Here is an 18,896-nt window from a genome sequence, read left to right as displayed (position 1 = left end):
AGAGGAGATAATGGAGAGAGATTTATTTTTAAGAAAATATCGGATCGAACAGGAAGACTTTGACGCGGCGGGCGTTTCCTGGGAGGAATTGACTGCGATCGCGGATCATTATGCGACGATCGAGGGAAAGCTGCGGGAGATTGGCAAGGATTTTGTAGATAAGTATCTGTATGATATTGAAAAAGCGGGGATCCATTCCTACCGTTACCGTACCAAGGCACCGGGGCATCTGCTGGAGAAGATCATCCGCAAGAAAAAAGAGCAGCCGGAGAAATTTGCCCAGCTGGGAGTTGATAATTACTGGAAATACGTGACGGACCTTATCGGTATCCGTGTATTCTTCCTGTACCGTGAGGATTGGCGTCATTTCCATGAATACATCACATCGGCGTTTGAAAATGCCCCGGAGCAGTATGTAAAAGACCGTGAGCGCGATTTTGACAACGATGAGACACACTGCTACATTGCAGAGCGTCCGAAGGTATACCGCCGAAACGGGGACAGCCGGATCTACGATGAAAATGTGATCGAAATCAAGTCAGGCGGTATCTACCGTTCCCTTCACTACATCATCAAATACCGCGGTTACTACGTCGAGATTCAGGCGAGAACGCTGTTCGAGGAGGGATGGAGTGAGGTTGACCACGACATTGTTTATCCGTACCACAAGGACGACGTGATGCTGCGCGATTTCTCCCGCCTGTTAAACCGGCTCTCCGGCATGGCGGATGAAATGAGCTCGTATTTCCGCCGGATGAAGGTGGAGAAGGAGTTTGAAGAGGTCCTGCTCGGAGAATATAAGGAAGACAAAGAGGCGAAGCTGCTCGCAAGTATGCGGGAGCTGCTGGGGAAAGAAGAACGATAAGGAATAGGGAAAAGAAAAGATAACTGGATCAAAAAACAGGCATTGGAATGCTTGCTATCCACACAGTGGTGGATGAAGAGCATTTCAATGCCTGTTTTGCTGTCATAGGTCTATGAATCTGGCGTTACTGGGCACGTATGCGTGAACCGTGACAATCTGGCTGATTCTAAGGACAGATGCCAGATAGGAATGATGGATAATTGGAAGCACATGGAGCTATAATTATAGATCCAGCTTCAAATCGCCTTCCTTGATCCATCCGGCTTTCCGGCAAAGTGCGCCGAAGAACAGGGTCAAAACAGCCGGAAGCACGAAGCAGATGAGCAGGATGCCCGGCCACATCATCGAATTTCCACTTCCCTGCATGGCGGTGTAGATGCCGATCGGTCCGACGAGACCGCAGGTTCCCATGCCGGAACCGGCTGGAATATTTTCCAGATGGAAGACCATCGTGGAGAGCGGACCGGTGACCATCGAGGCGAGTGTCGGTGGAATCCAGATTTTCGGGTTCCGGACGATATTTCCCATCTGGAGCATCGAGGTTCCGAGTCCCTGTGCCAGAAGACCACCCCATTTATTTTCACAGAAGCTTAAAACGGCAAATCCGACCATCTGCGCGCAGCAGCCTGCGGTGGCGGCACCGCCTGCCAGACCGTCGAGGCTTAACATGATGCAGATTGCCGCACTGCTGATCGGAAGCGTCAGGGCGATGCCGATCAGGGCAGAAACCAGAATACCCATGAAAAGCGGCTGCATGACGGTCGCTGTCTTCACCAGATTTCCGAAAGCGGTCATGAATGCGGAGACGCCCGGACCGACAAACTGTGCGGCCAGGATGCCGGAGATGATGGTAACGCCCGGGGTGACGAGAATATCAACCGGTGTCTCTTTGGAGACGATTTTTCCAAGCTCGGCTGCGATGATGGTGGCAACGAGCGCGCCGACCGGACCGCCGAGTTCATTGCCCGCGATGCCGACGGTAGCGGCGGAGAAAAGGACGAGCGTCGGTGCCTTTAAGGCGTAGGCAATCGAGACGCCGAGCGCCGCACCGGTCGCGCTCTTGGCGTAGCCTGCGATCGTAGTAAAAATTACAACGCCTGTTTTTTCCCCCAGCGTGCCGAAAATGGTACCGATCAGAAGAGAAGCAAACAGACCAAATGCCATCGCGCCCAGCGCATCGATGAGATACGTCTGAACGGAGATGACAACCTGCTTCCGTTTCAGAAAAGCTTTCACACGTTCCATATTGATAGAACCTCCCAGAGTAAAATAATTGTGAACGGAATGAATCGTTTCAGCCATTCCGGTCAAATAAATGGCTTACACCTGTCTTGACAGGTGTAATGGACGTTTGTATTTTAACACGAAATGGAGAAAATACAAGAGAAAATATAGAAAAAAGTAAAAAAGTTATGATACAATAAAAAATAATTGACGAGGTGTTTTCGAAAAAGTATGTTCGATTCGAGGGGAGGTATTTCATGCAGAGACGAATTTGTCCGATTTGCGACCATCCGATCAAGTATGGTCATTATTGTTCTTTTTGTAAACAGTGGATCCGGAATCCTAACTATGTCAATGCAACTTATTATCTGAATGAGCGCCACCCGGCGCATGAGACGGACTGTGAGTACCACAATGCGGGATCTGCCTCGTGGGAAACGAGTGCAAGGGCAGGCACAGATGCCATCCGCACGCTTGCGGACCGGGCGAAGGTATATTCCCAGACGCAGAAAGCAGCAGGCGCAGGCAGACAGGCATCCGTCCGGACACAGAACCAGAACAGTATGTCGTATCAGACAACGCAGAGACGAAGCGCGGTGCAGCAAGGAAAAAATCAGAAAAAGAAGGGGAAAATGAGCCTTGTGCTGGTGATTTTGCTGATTTTGTTTGCTTTGTCTGGAATTAATTATCTGTATCGTATGTTTATGTATTTTATTTGGTTCCTATAGATTTTACCTATGGCAAGATATAGAAAATCAATCCAGAAGATAGCTGCCGGAAGTCTGGCGTTCATTGGGGAAATATGGTATACTGAGCAAAAATCATATAGAATACATAGGCAATAGAGGTCCGGGGCAGAACCGGACGAAATGATGAGAACAGGAGATAAATACGATGAAGATTAAGGATATTTTAGCCAAAGGACAGCCGACGCTTTCGTTTGAAGTGTTCCCGCCGAAGGAGGAGAGCAACTTCGCTTCCGTTGAGAAAGCGGCGCTTGAGATTGCAAAGTTAAATCCGTCATTTATGAGCGTGACCTACGGAGCAGGCGGCGGCACAAGCCAGTATACGGTCCAGATCGCATCGGATATCCAGAGCACCTGCCAGGTGCCGGCGCTGTCACATCTGACCTGCGTCTCCTCGACCCGTGAGAAGGTGCACAGTGTCCTGCGCGAGATTCAGGCACACGGAATTGAGAATGTCCTGGCACTTCGCGGCGATATTCCGAAAGACGGCAAGGTAGAAAAAGATTATCAGTACGCATCCCAGCTGATCCGCGAGATCCGTGAGACCTGCCCGGAGCTGTGCATCGGCGCAGCCTGCTATCCGGAGGGACATGTGGAATCGGTCAACAAGACGGTGGATATCGGGCATCTGAAAGAAAAAGTGGAAGCGGGCTGTGATTTTGTGACGACCCAGATGTTCTTTGACAATAATATCCTTTATAATTACCTGTACCGTATCCGAGAAAAAGGAATCACGGTTCCGGTTGTCGCAGGCATCATGCCGGTGACAAACATAAGTCAGATCAAGCGCATCTGCAGCATGTCCGGCACCTACCTTCCGGCACGCTTCAAGGCGATCGTAGATCGTTTTGGTGATAACCCGGCAGCGATGAAGCAGGCAGGTATCGCCTATGCAACTGAGCAGATCATCGATCTGATTGCGAACCATGTAAATGGAATCCATGTATATTCGATGAATAAACCGGATGTAGCGGCGCAGATTAAGAACAACCTGTCGGAGATTCTGTAATGGCAGAAGTCAATCGGAGAGAAATATATCGGTATTTAGGAATTAAAGGGCAGCAGGAGCCGGATCTGCAGACGAAAGATCTGGTGGAGGACTGTCTGGAAGAATTAGAGCGATCCGTCAACTGCCGGAGCTTTTACAGACGTTATCCGCTGACGCTGCTGCCAGATTCAGAACTTGATTTTACGTGTTTTAAAGTAAAAAGCCGGGCGCTCAGCCGCAATTTAAAGGACTGCCAGGAGGTCATCCTTTTTGCGGCGACGCTGGGGGCTGGTGTGGATCTGCTTCTGCGCCGATACAGCCGTCTTTCGATGAGCCGGGCGGTTGTCCTGCAGGCGTGCGCGGCGGCACGGATTGAGAGTTACTGCAATGAAATCAATGACAAATTAAAAGCGGAGGCAGCAGAAGAAGGACTCTATCTGCGTCCCCGCTTTTCGCCAGGTTATGGAGATCTGCCGCTTTCGTGCCAGCCGGATTTCTGCCGGGTACTGGAAGCGGAAAAGACGGTGGGGATTACATTGACGGAAAGTTTTTTGATGATGCCGTCCAAGTCGGTGACGGCGGTCATCGGAGTATCGAAGATAGCGGCGGGCTGTGTGAAAGAGGGCTGTGAGGTCTGTTCAAACAAAAACTGCCTGTACCGGAGAGATAAATAAGTAAGAAACAAAAAACAGAGAGGAAGCTGACATGGGTATACGGGAAGATTGGAACGATAAAATACTGGTATTTGACGGAGGAATGGGAAGTCTTTTACAGGGAGCCGGGCTGAAACCGGGCGAACTGCCGGAAACCTGGAATATCAAGCATCCGGAGGTTCTGGTAAAGATCCATGAGGATTATCTGAACGCGGGCGCGAATATTATTTTATCGAATACATTCGGCGCGAACCGCCTGAAATACAATGAGGCAGCCAAGTTTAATCTGGATGAGATCGTGGATGCGGCGATGAAAAATGCCCGGACAGCGGTAGAACACTGCGGCCGTGGTTATGTAGCGCTGGATCTGGGACCGACCGGACGCCTTTTAAAGCCAATGGGTGATCTGGACTTTGAGGAGGCGGTCTCCATCTATACCGAGGTGGTAAAGGCAGGCGTGCGAGGCGGCGCGGATCTGATTCTGATCGAGACGATGAGCGACACGTATGAACTCAAGGCAGCGGTTCTGGCGGCAAAGGAAAATTCCGATCTTCCAATCTTTGCAACCACAATTTTCGATGGAAAAGGCAAACTTTTAACCGGCGGAACACCGAAGTCCGTTGTGGCACTTTTGGAAGGTCTGGGCGTGGATGCGCTTGGAATCAATTGTGGATTAGGTCCGGTTCAGATGAAGCCGATTGTGGAAGAACTGCTTCGGTATGCGTCGATCCCGGTGGTTGTCAATCCAAATGCGGGACTTCCGCGAAGCGAGGGAGGAAAGACCGTATATGATATTGATCCGCCAGAATTTGTCGAGGAAATGAAAGGAATGCTGGAGATGGGCGTTTCGGCAGTCGGGGGCTGCTGTGGTACGACCCCGGAGCACATCCGTCTGCTGGCAGAGATGTGTAAGGGCAGAACGAGAAAGCCGATCGAGCCGAAAAATGACACTCTCATCACTTCCTACGCGTCGGTAGTTGAGATGGGAACCGATCCGGTCATTATTGGCGAGCGCATCAATCCGACCGGAAAATCAAAATTCAAACAGGCGCTGCGCGATCACAACCTGGAATATATCCTGCGCGAGGCGATCACCCAGCAGGAAAATGGCGCTGCGGTGCTTGACGTCAACGTGGGACTGCCGGAGATCGATGAAGTGGCGATGATGCGCGAGGTCGTACAGGAATTGCAGGCGGTGACCGAGCTTCCGCTGCAGATTGATACGACTGACACAGAGGCGATGGAACAGGCGCTGCGTATTTATAATGGAAAGGCACTGATTAACTCTGTCAATGGCAAACAGGAGGTCATGGACGCTGTATTTCCGCTGGTAAAACATTACGGCGGCACGGTGGTTGCGCTGACGATCGACGAGGAAGGCATTCCGGCGACGGCGGACGGACGTATGGCGATCGCGCGGAAAATCTGTGCGGAGGCGGAAAAGTATGGCATCCAGAAAAAAGACATCGTGATCGATGCGCTCTGTATGACGATCAGCTCCGAGCCGACCGGCGCGCTGGTGACACTGGAGACGGTGCGCCGTGTCCGCCAGGAACTTGGCTGCAATACGATTCTCGGCGTTTCAAATATTTCCTTCGGATTACCGCAGCGTGAGATTGTCAACTCCAATTTCTTTACGATGGCGATGCAGAGCGGTCTGACCGCGGCGATCATCAATCCAAATTCGGCGGCAATGATGCGTTCTTATTATAGCTACCGGGCCCTGGCAGCACTGGATGAACACTGCGGCGATTATATTGAGCAGGCAGCGCAGCTGGCGATTCCAAAGGCAGGTGCGGGCGGAGCTTCCGGCGCAGGTGCAGCAGGCAGCGCAGGTTCGGGTGCCCCGGCGGCAGGTGCAGCTGGAGCTTCCGGCAGTGCGGACACTGGCAGCCAGGCATCCGGTCCGGAGCATCAGCTTACGGTCAGTGTGGAGAGAGGTTTAAAAGAGCAGGCGGCATCGGCAGCCGGGGCACTCTTAAAGACCATGGATTCCCTGACCGTCATCAATTCCTGCATGATCCCGGCACTCGATAAGGTCGGAAAGGGTTTTGAGGCAGGCACCGTCTTTCTGCCGCAGCTTCTGATGAGTGCGGAGGCGGCAAAATCGGCGTTTGAGGTCATCAAAAACCAGATGGAGTCCTCCGGGGAAGCAGGAGAGAAGAAGGACAAGATCGTGCTGGCGACCGTCAAGGGCGATATTCATGACATTGGAAAAAATATCGTAAAAGTATTATTGGAGAATTACAGCTATGATGTGCTGGATTTAGGTAAGGACGTAGCTCCGGAGGCGATCGTGGAAGAGACGATCAAGAACCATGTAAGATTGGTCGGTCTGTCCGCCCTGATGACGACCACCGTGCCGAGCATGGAGAAGACGATCAAGCAGCTCCGCAAGGAAGCACCGTGGGCGAAAGTCATGGTCGGCGGCGCGGTTCTGACCCAGGAATACGCGGATATGATCGGAGCGGATGCGTATTGCCGCGATGCGATGGCGTCTGTTAATTACGCGCAGCAGGTGCTGGTCTAACGCTTGACAGTCTGCCCTACTTAGACTAAAATTAGAGTAATTAGAAACTAAGAATTGACGAGGGAGGGACAGCTATGGTATCGAAGAAAGTGAAAGTGGTTAATCCATCGGGACTTCACCTGCGGCCGGCTGGCGTGCTTTCGCAGACCGCGATGAAATTTAAGAGCCGGACTCTGATTGAGTGCGGGGAGAAACATATTGTGGCAAAGAGCGTGCTGAACGTGATGGCAGCGGGTATCAAGTGCGGCACCGAGATCACGGTTGCCTGCGACGGACCGGATGAGGAAGAAGCGCTGAAGACAATTACCGAGGCGATCGAGAGCGGACTCGGAGAAGAACTGGAACAGTAAGGTATCAGCCATTGCCTGCACAGTGTGCGGACGGTGACACACATATCAGAACCAGAGGGGGATATTGCAGAACGGCAGAAATTGCAGTTGTGCAGGTATCCCTTTTTAGATGGAAAAGAGGGGTTTTTATGGAACTGAAAATTTACGAACACAAAGCGCAGTATTATGAAACCGACCAGATGGGAATCATTCACCATGCAAATTACCTACACTGGTTTGAGGAAGCGCGGATCGACATGATGGAGCAGATGGGAATGGGATATGACATCATGGAAAAACAGGGGATCATAAGCCCGGTGCTGTCGGTTCACTGCGATTATAAGAGCATGGCGCGGTTTGGCGAGACGGTGCAGGTGCTGGTTCAGATGAAGGAATACAACGGCATCCGCATGACGCTGGAATACACGGTTTTTGACAAGGAAACGGGCGCAATCCGCTGCGTGGGCGAGAGCCGCCATTGTTTCCTGACCCGCGACGGAAAGCCGGTTTCCCTGAAACGCAACTATATCGAGATGGATCGTGCGTTTAGGGAATACAGCGAACAGAGCCAAAAAGAAGAGTAAATGCTGACTGGTTCGAAAATGACAGATGCGCTTATAAAGTGCTTGAAAAGCGGGAAAATTGTGGTATGATGTAAAAGATAAAAAAAGAAACGCAGAGTAGGAATACAGGCGTTAAGTGCCGGTTGAACAGGGAGTTGTCAGCCGGACGAAGAGACCTTCCGGGGTTTCGCGGTCAGTATTCCGCATCCCGCTGCATCGTTGATACAATCTATCTCCTGATGTGGTTCGAGAGATCTGCAGAAAAGGAGGTATTTTTTTATGAAAAAATTTGCAGTATGTTATCAGGCATCCTTTCAGGAACTGAAACACGTGAAAACACTCACGACTGCCGCCATGCTGATGGCTGTCTCCGTTGTTCTGGGATACTTCACGATTGAGGCTGGTCCGTATTTGAAAATCGGATTCGGCGGTGTGGTCAACCAGTTTGTCTACTACCTCTTCGGTCCGGTGGCTGGAGCGGTCTATGGCGGAGTCTTGGACCTGGTCAAATATGTCGTAAAGCCGACGGGGGCATTTTTTCCGGGATTTACGCTGAATGCGATGCTGGGCGGCGTGCTATATGGCACAATTCTGTATCGGAAACCGCTTACCTTCCGCCGGGCGCTCTGGGCGGATCTGGTGGTGGCGCTGATCTGCAACATATTTTTGAACACACTCTGGCTTAGCATGATGTCTGGAAAAGCAATGATGGTGCTTCTGCCGATGCGTGTGCTTAAGAATCTCATCAAGTGGCCGGTGGATGCAGCACTCTTTTATCTGATTGCAAAACGGATGGAGAGTCTTGGGCTTGTGCGGATGATCCGTAAATTCCAGGCGGAGTGATGCTGGAGGATTCGTTTTGAGCAAAAGGAAACATACATGGACAGCGAAAGTCTGCAGGCACGGTGGCTGCATGCCATGAAAGGAACCGTTTATGAAAAAATGCATCATGCATGATGGAGGAAAACAGATGAGAGAAAAAGCAGTTTCGCGGAGCCGGGAACATTCGAAGGATGTGGCGCTTTGCGGTCTGTTTGCGGCGCTGGTCGCCGTGGGGGCATTTATCAAGGTTGTCATTCCGACCGGCGCAGATACCATGAACTTCACCTTGCAGTGGTTTTTCGTGATGCTGGCAGCATTTCTGCTGGGCTCCAGACGGGCATTTACCAGTGTGGGTGTCTATTTGCTGATTGGACTTGCGGGCGTCCCGATCTTTGCACGCGGCGGCGGTCCGGCGTATCTGCTGCGCCCGACCTTTGGTTTTCTGCTGGGATTTCTCCTTGCGGCGTGGGTCATGGGAAAGGTCTGTGAATGTTTGAATTCCTGGAAAATGGGAGCGCTGATGACGGCGGCGACGGCTGGATATGTGGTATATTATGGAATGGGAATGGTTTATTTCTATCTGATTACCCATCTCGTAACCCTGCAGCCGATCGGCTGGAAAGCGATTGTGCTGGTTTACTGCCTGCCGGAGATGCCGGCGGATTATATTCTCTGCATTCTGGCGGCGATCATGGCAAGACGGCTGCGCCCGATGGTACAGGCGTATCTGTAGAGAAAAATGAATAGGATATAAAAAAGACAGACAGTCTGAATGCAGTGCAGCAAACGGGCTGTCTGTTTTTGTCTCATAGAAAACGTTACTGTTCACGCATACGTGTACAGTAACGGCACATTCTTTTGTAACGCTGCCAGTTGTGTTTGCCCCCTATCATTTTTGCAGAAAATATGGTAAAATGTACGGAGATTACGACAGGGGAGGATTTGGGCGTTACAGGTTTTTGGTCTTGGAAAACGTCTGAAGAGGATGCAAAAACGAAAACCAGCGAACGATCAGAATCCAACCTGATAAAAAGGAGAAGTATGTATGAGTGAGAATTGCAGTCATAATTGTTCAAGCTGCGGCGAAACGTGTGCCAGCCGGACGATGGAGAGTTTCCGGGTGCCGTTAAATCCACAGAGTTCAGTAAAAAAAGTAATTGGTGTAGTCAGCGGCAAGGGCGGCGTCGGAAAATCCCTGGTGACATCCCTGATGGCATGTAAGATGCGTGCGAGAAACAACCGCGTTGGCATTCTTGATGCAGATATTACAGGACCGTCGATCCCGAAGGCATTTGGCATTCACGGCATGGTAGGTGTGACAGCGGATCAGCTGATGCTGCCGCGCACGACCTCGACGGGGATAGAGATTCTTTCTTCGAACCTGATTCTGGAGCATGAGACGGATCCGGTAATTTGGCGTGGACCGGTTGTGGGCGGCGTGATTAAGCAGTTCTGGAGCGAGGCACTCTGGAAGGACATTGATTATATGTTTGTCGATATGCCTCCGGGAACCGGCGATGTGCCGCTGACTGTATTTCAGTCCCTGCCGCTGGCAGGTATTATCATTGTGACTTCCCCGCAGGAGCTGGTTTCGATGATCGTGGCAAAAGCGGTCAACATGGCGAAGAAGATGGATATTCCGATTCTGGGACTGGTTGAAAACATGAGTTATCTGGAATGTCCGGACTGCGGAAAGAAGATTTCTGTGTTCGGTGAAAGCCATATCGAGGAGACGGCAGACGAGTATGAGATTCCGGTGCTTGCGAAGATTCCGATCGATCCGTCGATTGCGTCCAAGGTGGACGAGGGGCTGGTTGAGTATGTGGAATCCCCATGGCTGGATGCGGCGGCTGACGCAGTGGAGAAGGCATAAAAGAATATAGATATATAGAAGAGGTGGAAGAATACAAATGAATATTGCTCAGAATCCCAACAGCGAGCTGAGCCATTTCGCGGTCAATACGCCTCAGGTGTTTGAGATTCCTGAGACATTCCGGGAGACGGCAAGGCAGTTTCAGGAAGCGATGATGCAGTACAGCTGCGCGATTCGAGAGTTTAAGACGAAGCTGGAAGTGCTCAACGATGAGCTTTCCATGCGGAATGCAAGAAACCCGATCGAGATGATCAAGGCGAGAGTGAAGAAGCCGAAGAGTATTGTAGAAAAACTGCAGCGGCGCGGACTTCCGCTTTCGATCGAATCGATGGAGTCCAACCTGGATGATATAGCGGGTGTCCGTGTGATATGTTCGTTTGTGGACGATATTTACGAGATCAGCCGGATGCTGGAACGCCAGGATGATGTGACCATCATTGCGATCAAGGATTATATCAAGGCGCCGAAGGAAAACGGCTACCGCAGCTACCACATGATCGTGGAAGTACCGGTATTCTTTTCAAGCAGTAAGAAAAATATCCGTGTGGAAGTCCAGATCCGCACGATCGCCATGGATTTCTGGGCGAGTCTGGATCACCAGCTCAAGTATAAAAAGCAGCTGGATGCCCAGGAAGCCGCAGAGATCGGTGCGGAGCTGAAAAAGTGCGCGGATGTCATCGCGGAGACAGATTGCAAGATGTTAAGCATCCGTCAGAAGATTGAGGAAAAACATCCGACGCAGGAAGAATAGTCGTGATGTAAACGAATAGCTCATGTATCGGGGTGCTTTTGGCGGCTGAAGCGCCTGCCATATCTTTAATACATAAAATAGGACAGGGTTTCGGTAATTCGGAACCCTGCTTTTTTATAGATCGAGAGTGCCGGATAATTGTCACTGCTGACGTGAAGAACAATTCGGGTGCAGCCGCGCGCGATCAGATCGTTTAAGACCAGACAGAAAGCAGCTTCACCGATTCCTAGTCCGCGGCAGAGGTCATGGACCCGGAAACCGTAGAAACAGGCATGAAATGTGCCGGGAACGTCCGAGACGGGCTGCATACGCGCCATGCACACGGCAGCCGGAGAGCACATCGGATCCGGCGGAGTCTCTAAAAATTCATAGGTCAGAATTGTAACGGCCGGATCTGGATCATCGGCGCTGTGGAAGCAGTCCCAGCAACTGTCGGGATCAACACTTTCGTTGACGTCACCTTCCGGTGCAGAAGTGCAGGTAAAGGTAAGCGGGCGTTTTTCAACCATGGGAGAGTCAAAGCGTTCGGCCGCCGGGTCAAAGTCCCATTTCATCTGATATTCCTGATCAACGCGGTCAGCGTGAATGGCTTTCATCGTGGCAGCCGTATCAGCAGATTCCGGGTCAACCGGAAATAGAATATCGTGCTCACCGGAGATGTCGCAGGCTTTTTCTAAGAGTGCGGCAAAATATCCGCGTCGGCGCAGGGAAGGGCGGGTGAAGGCGATGCATTCGACGGGTTCCTCGTCCGAAGAGCCATCCGGTGGAAGGATCATTCCCATGATGGCTGCAAGTGTCTCTGATTCATCCAGAAGAAGCAGGAAACAATTTCCGTCTTCAAATGGAAAAGAAATGTGGATCGGCTGCGTCTTCTGGCATTCATTCAACAGTGCCAGGATCTGTTCTGCCTGTCTGGCAGAGAGAGAGTTTGTCTGAATTAAATTCATAACTTCTAATCCTTTCTTTCTTGCAATACAAAGTGTACCAGCTACAAAAGCAGCTGAGAAGATAAGTCTTTCATAAAGATAAACGTATTTGCGGATAAAAACTTCACGTTTTTTGGATCGAAAATGTCTGGATTTTACGAATCGGAAAAGCTTACCTGTATCGTATAAAAAAGACGCAAAAAATTCAAGGAAATTGACAGAATTTATGCTAATTTTCATATTGTCCTATAAATTTGGGAGTGATAGAATAGAGGCATTAAATACGAAAGGTGAAGACATCATGAAGTACTTGAAAGAAGTGACAATTATTTTTGGCATCACAATGCTGGGAGAGTTTTTGAACTATCTGCTTCCGTTTCCGGTTCCGTCCGGCGTATACGGATTGTTCATTCTTCTGCTTCTGCTTTGCACAGGTGCATTACATACAGAAGATGTGGCGGAAGTGGGAGATTTCTTCCTGGATACGATGCCGATTATGTTTATACCGGCAGGTGTAGGTCTGCTTGACAGCGTGCAGGAGGCGGAGTCCATCCTGGTGCCGCTGACAGTGATTACCGTGATTTCGACGGTATTTGTTATGGTTGCGACCGGGTGCGTGGCGCAGAGCATCATCCGCAGAAAGAATAAAGGAGGTGCGAAAGCATGAATGGACTGATTCATTCTTCTCTTTATTTTGGAATGCTGGTCAGTGTTGGCGCGTATATGTTGGGCGTCTGGCTGAAAAAGAAGACCGGCTGGGCGATTTTAAATCCGCTGCTGGTTGCAATTATAGTTGTGATTGCATTTTTATCTGTTTTTCATATAGAATATAAGGAGTATAACCGCGGTGCGGTGTATCTGGGCTATTTCTTGACACCGGCAACGGTCTGTCTGGCGATTCCGCTGTATAAGCAGCTGGAGCTTTTGCGCCAGCACCTGATTGCGGTTGCTTCTGCAATTGTGGCAGGGGTAGCGGGAAGTGTCGGCAGTATCTATGTGATGTGCCGTTTCTTTCAACTGGAGCATACGCACTATGTGACATTGCTTCCGAAGTCCATTACGACGGCGATTGGCATGGGCGTCAGCGAGGAAGCGGGAGGTATCGTGACGCTGACGGTTATCAGCATTATAATTACAGGAATTTTGGGAAATATTATAGCCGACTGGCTGTTTCAGATATTTAAAATTGAAGAGCCAATCGCGAAGGGTCTGGCACTTGGAACAGCAGCCCATGCGATTGGAACGGCAAAGGCGCTGGAATTAGGCGAGATCGAGGGTGCGATGAGCAGCTTGTCAATTGCGGTCGCCGGTCTTTTGACCGTAGTGGTAGTACCACTGATGTCGGGACTGATTTAAAGGTGGTGCTGAAACGGTCAGAATTTGTATAGAAATTGGAATGCACATAGAGAGGCAGAGAAAAAGATACTGCGGGTCATGCGCATGATAACGGCAGCAAAAAGATAGGAGGGGAGCAGGTATGATGAATTTGTATGAGGCGATAGGATGTCGCCATTCAGTTCGAAAATACACCGATCGGGAGGTCACGGAGAAGCTGCGTGGGCAGATATTGTCCTATTTTGATAAGACCTCCCGGTTAAATGACCGGATCCGGGTTGAGGCAGTGATATTCGACAATACAAAGAAAAAAGCCGATGTCCACGGACTCTGGAAGGTGGATGCTCCCTACTATCTGGCGATTTATTCGGACCAGGAGGAAGGCTGCGAGCGCAATGCCGGTTATCTGATGGAGCAGATGGTGCTCTATATGACGGCAAAAGGGCTTGGAACCTGCTATTTGGGCAGCGTGCAGCCGGCGCAGAAGGTGCGCGGCGGCAAACGCTGCCTGATGATGGTCGCATTCGGCTACCCGGAGGGCAAGCTCTACCGTGAAAGCCCGCTGGCAAAGCGCCTCCCGCTCAATGAACTCTGTATTTTCAAGGAAGAAGCCGGAGAGCAGATGAAGACGATTCTCCGTGCGGCGCGTCTCGCACCGTCCGCGATGAACACCCAGCCGTGGCGCTTCATCGTCTATTCCGACCGAATCTATGTGTTCGCCCTAAAAACCCGCTTTCCGGGCAAGAGCTTCCATGCGATGCGCGAATTCAGCATCGGCATCATGCTCTCCCACATTATGCTCGCCGCCGAAGAACTCTGGATGGAACTTCAGACGGAGACGGAGGAACATTTTGCGGCTAAAAGTTACAAAAATGGAGATTATGTGGCGACGTTGACGCTGCATTAGATGCATTGATTCATTGTATTAAATGTTGAAATAGTTTATATTTGAGCAAGAAAAACTAATTTTGCAATTTTAAAACCAATTATTCAAAGAAACGATACACTCAAGAAAGAAGCGCGCCAGCCGTCCGATGCCGTGACAGCTGGCGCGCTTCTTTCGGGGCAATCAAAAGGGCATAAGCAAAAACCCTTTTTTCCTTGCTCCGTGCCCTTGAAAGCGCCCTCCACTTATGATAAAATAAGTTGATTATTTATGAGAGATACTCTGGAGGAGAACGTGATGGTTAGTAAATTGATTGAGAAGATTCAGAAGACAAAGGCACCGATCTGTGTAGGACTGGATCCGATGCTTGGATATATTCCGGAGCACGTGAAGGAAAAAGCATTTGCGGAGTTCGGAGAGACCCTGGAAGGAGCGGCAGAGGCGATCTGGCAGTTTAACTGTGCGATCGTGGATGCGACGGCTGATCTGATTCCGGCGGTCAAACCGCAGATTGCGATGTATGAGCAGTTTGGCATCGAAGGCCTGAAAGCGTATGACCGGACTGTCAAATACTGCCAGCAGAAGGGCTTAATTGTCATCGGAGACATCAAGCGCGGCGACATCGGTTCCACATCGGCTGCCTACGCAACTGGTCATCTCGGCAGCGTGAAGGTTGGAAATACGACCTGTTCCGCGTTCAATACCGAGTATGTGACGGTCAATCCGTATCTGGGAACCGACGGCGTGAAACCATTTGTGGACGAGTGCAACGCATCCGACCGCGGTATCTTTGTACTGGTAAAGACTTCTAACCCATCCAGTGGCGAGTTCCAGGATCGTCTGGTGGACGGCCGCCCGCTTTATGAGCTGGTAGCGGAGAAGGTCGTTGAGTGGGGGGAGGCTTCCATGGATGGCGACTACAGTAATGTAGGCGCAGTTGTGGGCGCAACTTACCCGGAGATGAGCAAGATTCTGCGTAAGCTGATGCCGAAGACTTACTTTCTGGTTCCGGGTTATGGCGCACAGGGCGGTACGGCAGAAGACTTAAAATACTGCTTCAACGAGGATGGACTGGGCGCGATCGTCAATTCTTCCCGCGGTATCATCGCAGCATACAAGAAAGACGCATACGCCAAATTCGGTCCGGAGCATTTTGCGGACGCATCGAGACAGGCTGTCATTGATATGATTGCGGACATTGGACGCGTACTGTAAGGAGGAGCTCATGGCACAGAAGAAAGAGACAGCAGTTGTATATAGTCAGGAAGAACTGGCACCTGGCATTTTCAGTATGTGGATCGTGACGGACATAGCGGACGAGGCAAGACCGGGGCAGTTTATCTCGGTCTACAGCCAGGACGGTTCCAGACTTCTTCCGCGCCCGATCAGTATCTGCGAGGCAGATCCGGATGAAGGACGCCTGCGGATCGTATACCGGATTGCCGGTAAAGGAACGGATGAATTTTCCAAATATGTTTCCGGAGACCCGATCGACATCATGGGACCTCTGGGAAATGGTTTCCCGCAGGAGGGCGAAAATGTATTTCTGATCGGCGGCGGTATCGGTGTTCCGCCGATGCTTGAGATGGCGAAACAGTTAAACTGCGAAAAACAGATCATTTTAGGATACCGGGATGAAAATCTCTTCCTCCGGGATGAATTTGAGGCATATGGAGAAGTCTTTGTGGCAACCGAGGACGGAAGCGTCGGCACGAAGGGCAATGTCCTGGACGCGATCCGGGAGCAGAACCTGACGGCGGATGTGATCTACGCCTGCGGACCGACCCCGATGCTGCGCGCCATCAAGGAGTATGCGGCAGAAAAGGGAATCAAGTGCTATATTTCCCTGGAGGAGAAGATGGCATGTGGAATCGGCGCCTGTCTGGCATGTGTCTGCCAGTCGAAGGATGTAGACCACCACAGCAATGTACACAACAAGCGGATCTGCAAGGATGGTCCCGTATTTTTAGCCGAGGAGGTAGAATTATGAGACAGATGGCAGTCAATCTTGCGGGTGTAGAGCTTAAAAACCCGGTCATGACGGCATCCGGAACCTTTGGTTCAGGGGCAGAGTACGGCGAGATGGTCGATTTGAACAAGCTCGGCGCGGTTGTGACCAAGGGTGTGGCAAATGTGCCGTGGCCAGGCAATCCGACCCCGCGTATTGCGGAGGTGTACGGCGGCATGATCAACGCGATCGGCTTACAGAATCCGGGGTATGATTTATTTGCATCGAGGGATATCCCGTTTTTACGTCAGTATGATACGAAGATTATCGTCAATGTATGTGGAAAAACGACGGAAGATTACGTCGATGTAGTGGAAAAACTGGCGAGCCAACCGGTCGATATGCTGGAGATCAACATTTCCTGCCCGAACGTCAAGGAGGGCGGCATCGCATTTGGACAGGATCCGAAAGCAGTGGAGGCGATCACCCGCGAGGTAAAACGCCATGCGAAACAGCCGATTATCATGAAGCTCAGCCCGAATGTTACCGACATCACGGAGATGGCGAAGGCAGCCGAGGCAGGCGGTGCGGATGTGCTGTCCCTGATCAACACACTGACTGGCATGAAGATCGATATTAACCGGAGAACCTTTGCGGTAGCCAACCGTACCGGCGGTCTGTCCGGTCCGGCAGTGAAACCAGTGGCAGTCCGCATGGTTTACCAGGTGGCGCAGGCGGTCAAGCTTCCGATCATCGGCATGGGCGGTATCATGAATGCGGACGATGCGATCGAATTTATTCTGGCAGGCGCAAGCGCGGTGGCAGTCGGTACGGCGAATTTCCATAATCCGTATGCGACGGAGGAGATCGTGAAGGGCATCGACGCCTACATGGAAAAATATGGCATTGAAGATATACATGAACTGATTGGTGCGGTTCGGTAAGATAGGAGAGTATGATGGAACAGTATAAGCAGGAATTTATCAATTTCATGGTAGAGAGCGAAGTGCTCAAGTTTGGCGAATTTACCTTAAAGAGCGGACGTAAATCTCCGTTCTTCATGAACGCGGGTGCATATGTAACCGGTACGCAGCTGCGCCGTCTGGGCGAGTATTACGCAAAGGCGATTCATGACAACTATGGTCTGGATTTCGATGTCCTGTTTGGACCGGCTTACAAGGGAATCCCGCTGGCAGTTGCCACCTCGATGGCGATCAGTGAGCTGTACGGCAAAGAAGTACGTTACTGCTCCAACCGGAAAGAGGTCAAGGATCACGGCGATACCGGCATCCTTCTGGGAAGCAAGTTAAAGGACGGCGACCGCGTCGTTATCATCGAGGATGTAACCACTTCCGGTAAATCCATCGAGGAGACCTTCCCGATCCTCAAATCCCAGGCAGATGTGGAGATCAAAGGCCTGATGGTATCTTTAAACCGTATGGAGCGCGGCAAGGGAGAAAAGTGTGCGCTGGATGAGATCAAGGAACTGTACGGCTTCCCAACCGCAGCGATCGTATCGATGTCAGATGTCGTAGAGTGCCTGTACAACAAGGAGTGCCAGGGCAAGGTCGTGATCGATGATACACTGAAAGCAGCGATCGACGCATACTATGAGCAGTACGGTGCAAAATAGAGATTTGGTTCACGGAGCGGCATGCTTGAAATGGGAAATGCCATGCGACGGAGTGTAAGAAGGAGCGGATCGATATGGAAAAGATCTACAAAACGATGCAGGGAACCGGTGTGATTAATATCGTGATTGGAAGCGTGATCATCACGGTAGGGTTGGCAGCCGGTGTGATGGCGATCGTCAGCGGTGCGTTTTTACTGAAACGCAAATCAGATATTACATTCTAAAAATTGGATTTGAAACAGGGCAGATATGCCCAGTCGAAAGAGAAAAACCGTATGACCGGGGACGGTGTACGGTTTTTCTCATTTCTGGCAGTTTATGTGGGGAATTATGTGGAAACGGACAAAAACGCATCAGAAGGTGTGCTGGATATTCTTTGTCGCATACCTGGTGCTTCTTATATATTTTATGTTTTTTTCGGACGGATTCGGGCGCGCGCCGCATGTGGAGTATGCCTATAATCTCGTTTTATTTAAGGAAATCAAACGGTTTTATATTTATCGTGATATAGTGGGGACGGAAGCGTTCCTGTTAAATACGGCTGGCAACGTGGTGTGCTTCATGCCGTTTGGATTTTTCCTGCCGATCATCAGTCCGAGATTTGGAAAATGGTACCTGATGTTGATTCTGAGCTTCCTTCTGACTTTGAGCATCGAGACGATTCAGCTCGTATTCAAGGTGGGAAGTTTTGATGTGGATGATATGTTTTTAAATACGTTAGGTGGAATTGCTGGCTACCTCTGCCAGTGGATTACACGTGCAATTGGGAGGTGTCTGCATGGGACGTCAAACAGATAACCGGATTTCTTATATCCGCAAGCCGA

At 50.6% G+C, this 18,896-nt stretch carries 22 protein-coding genes and 1 riboswitch; of the genes, 20 read left to right on the top strand and 2 right to left on the bottom strand.

All coding sequences use genetic code 11. The features are described from left to right. Positions 1–10 precede the first annotated feature (10 nt). A complete protein-coding gene (locus DWZ45_RS06135; RefSeq protein ID WP_265104151.1) occupies positions 11–865 on the top strand; it encodes a RelA/SpoT domain-containing protein in 855 nt (284 codons plus the stop codon). A gap of 222 nt (positions 866–1,087) precedes the next feature. On the opposite strand, the gene DWZ45_RS06130 is transcribed toward DWZ45_RS06135, so the two are convergent. Continuing rightward, a complete protein-coding gene (locus DWZ45_RS06130; protein WP_022359346.1) occupies positions 1,088–2,110 on the bottom strand; it encodes a PTS sugar transporter subunit IIC in 1,023 nt (340 codons plus the stop codon). 236 nt (positions 2,111–2,346) lie between these two features. Here DWZ45_RS06130 and DWZ45_RS06125 point away from each other — a divergent pair, with 236 nt between their 5' ends. The 10 genes from DWZ45_RS06125 to DWZ45_RS06080 all read left to right on the top strand — a co-directional run bounded on the left by DWZ45_RS06125 (position 2,347) and on the right by DWZ45_RS06080 (position 11,344). Continuing rightward, on the top strand, positions 2,347–2,817 hold the full coding sequence (locus DWZ45_RS06125) for a hypothetical protein (protein WP_117796165.1): 471 nt from the start codon (positions 2,347–2,349) through the stop codon (positions 2,815–2,817). Positions 2,818–2,983: 166 nt separating this feature from the next. Then, positions 2,984–3,844: a methylenetetrahydrofolate reductase [NAD(P)H] gene (gene metF, locus DWZ45_RS06120; RefSeq protein ID WP_107000494.1), complete on the top strand. Its 861-nt coding sequence runs from the start codon at positions 2,984–2,986 to the stop codon at positions 3,842–3,844. Beyond that, on the top strand, positions 3,844–4,497 hold the full coding sequence (locus DWZ45_RS06115) for a vitamin B12 dependent-methionine synthase activation domain-containing protein (protein ID WP_118468134.1): 654 nt from the start codon (positions 3,844–3,846) through the stop codon (positions 4,495–4,497). The genes metF and DWZ45_RS06115 overlap by 1 nt, the downstream gene beginning before the upstream one ends. 31 nt (positions 4,498–4,528) lie before the next feature. Further along, on the top strand, positions 4,529–7,006 hold the full coding sequence (locus tag DWZ45_RS06110; protein WP_118468133.1) for a homocysteine S-methyltransferase family protein: 2,478 nt from the start codon (positions 4,529–4,531) through the stop codon (positions 7,004–7,006). 74 nt (positions 7,007–7,080) lie between these two features. After that, entirely contained in the window at positions 7,081–7,356 is a 276-nt protein-coding gene (locus tag DWZ45_RS06105) for an HPr family phosphocarrier protein (protein WP_022359351.1), read from the top strand. Between the two features lie 128 nt (positions 7,357–7,484). Further along, on the top strand, positions 7,485–7,919 hold the full coding sequence (locus DWZ45_RS06100) for an acyl-CoA thioesterase (RefSeq protein ID WP_107000491.1): 435 nt from the start codon (positions 7,485–7,487) through the stop codon (positions 7,917–7,919). Between the two features lie 90 nt (positions 7,920–8,009). Next, a riboswitch (THF riboswitch) is annotated at positions 8,010–8,114 on the top strand. Positions 8,115–8,177: 63 nt separating this feature from the next. Beyond that, positions 8,178–8,741 carry a folate family ECF transporter S component gene (locus DWZ45_RS06095; protein ID WP_022359353.1) on the top strand — a complete coding sequence of 188 codons (564 nt, stop codon included), beginning with the start codon at positions 8,178–8,180 and terminating at the stop codon, positions 8,739–8,741. A 127-nt stretch (positions 8,742–8,868) separates the two neighbouring features. Further along, complete coding sequence (locus DWZ45_RS06090; protein WP_022359354.1) at positions 8,869–9,453, top strand: biotin transporter BioY; 585 nt, start codon at positions 8,869–8,871, stop codon at positions 9,451–9,453. A 312-nt stretch (positions 9,454–9,765) separates the two neighbouring features. Further along, positions 9,766–10,593 carry an Mrp/NBP35 family ATP-binding protein gene (locus DWZ45_RS06085; protein ID WP_022359355.1) on the top strand — a complete coding sequence of 276 codons (828 nt, stop codon included), beginning with the start codon at positions 9,766–9,768 and terminating at the stop codon, positions 10,591–10,593. A gap of 37 nt (positions 10,594–10,630) precedes the next feature. Beyond that, positions 10,631–11,344: a GTP pyrophosphokinase family protein gene (locus DWZ45_RS06080; protein ID WP_107000490.1), complete on the top strand. Its 714-nt coding sequence runs from the start codon at positions 10,631–10,633 to the stop codon at positions 11,342–11,344. Between the two features lie 65 nt (positions 11,345–11,409). On the opposite strand, the gene DWZ45_RS06075 is transcribed toward DWZ45_RS06080, so the two are convergent. Next, the gene (locus DWZ45_RS06075) at positions 11,410–12,291 is read right to left on the bottom strand and encodes a GNAT family N-acetyltransferase (RefSeq protein WP_181357181.1); all 882 of its coding nucleotides are present in this window, start codon (positions 12,289–12,291) and stop codon (positions 11,410–11,412) included. 280 nt (positions 12,292–12,571) lie between these two features. Here DWZ45_RS06075 and DWZ45_RS06070 point away from each other — a divergent pair, with 280 nt between their 5' ends. From DWZ45_RS06070 to DWZ45_RS06035, 9 genes are all read left to right on the top strand, one after another. After that, entirely contained in the window at positions 12,572–12,937 is a 366-nt protein-coding gene (locus DWZ45_RS06070) for a CidA/LrgA family protein (RefSeq protein ID WP_107000488.1), read from the top strand. Then, entirely contained in the window at positions 12,934–13,626 is a 693-nt protein-coding gene (locus DWZ45_RS06065) for an LrgB family protein (protein WP_107000487.1), read from the top strand. Before DWZ45_RS06070 ends, DWZ45_RS06065 begins: the two co-directional genes overlap by 4 nt. Positions 13,627–13,747: 121 nt before the next feature. Beyond that, complete coding sequence (locus DWZ45_RS06060) at positions 13,748–14,512, top strand: nitroreductase family protein (RefSeq protein WP_333489839.1); 765 nt, start codon at positions 13,748–13,750, stop codon at positions 14,510–14,512. Between the two features lie 276 nt (positions 14,513–14,788). Beyond that, a complete protein-coding gene (pyrF, locus tag DWZ45_RS06055) occupies positions 14,789–15,706 on the top strand; it encodes an orotidine-5'-phosphate decarboxylase (protein ID WP_022359361.1) in 918 nt (305 codons plus the stop codon). Positions 15,707–15,716: 10 nt separating this feature from the next. Further along, a complete protein-coding gene (locus DWZ45_RS06050) occupies positions 15,717–16,481 on the top strand; it encodes a dihydroorotate dehydrogenase electron transfer subunit (RefSeq protein ID WP_107000486.1) in 765 nt (254 codons plus the stop codon). Continuing rightward, on the top strand, positions 16,478–17,383 hold the full coding sequence (locus DWZ45_RS06045) for a dihydroorotate dehydrogenase (protein WP_022359363.1): 906 nt from the start codon (positions 16,478–16,480) through the stop codon (positions 17,381–17,383). The genes DWZ45_RS06050 and DWZ45_RS06045 overlap by 4 nt, the downstream gene beginning before the upstream one ends. Positions 17,384–17,397: 14 nt before the next feature. Beyond that, on the top strand, positions 17,398–18,072 hold the full coding sequence (gene pyrE / locus DWZ45_RS06040; protein ID WP_107000484.1) for an orotate phosphoribosyltransferase: 675 nt from the start codon (positions 17,398–17,400) through the stop codon (positions 18,070–18,072). A gap of 74 nt (positions 18,073–18,146) precedes the next feature. Then, positions 18,147–18,296 (top strand): hypothetical protein, encoded by a 150-nt coding sequence (locus DWZ45_RS14495; RefSeq protein WP_022359365.1) that lies wholly within the window; start codon positions 18,147–18,149, stop codon positions 18,294–18,296. Between the two features lie 106 nt (positions 18,297–18,402). Continuing rightward, entirely contained in the window at positions 18,403–18,870 is a 468-nt protein-coding gene (locus tag DWZ45_RS06035; RefSeq protein WP_107000974.1) for a VanZ family protein, read from the top strand. The last annotated feature ends 26 nt before the right edge of the window (positions 18,871–18,896 follow it).

This window comes from Clostridium sp. AF32-7AC (assembly GCF_003477925.1).
GTDB lineage: Bacteria > Bacillota > Clostridia > Lachnospirales > Lachnospiraceae > Otoolea > Otoolea fessa.
Note: the sequence above shows the minus strand (reverse complement) of the source record. Positions and strands in the feature narration are given on the sequence as shown.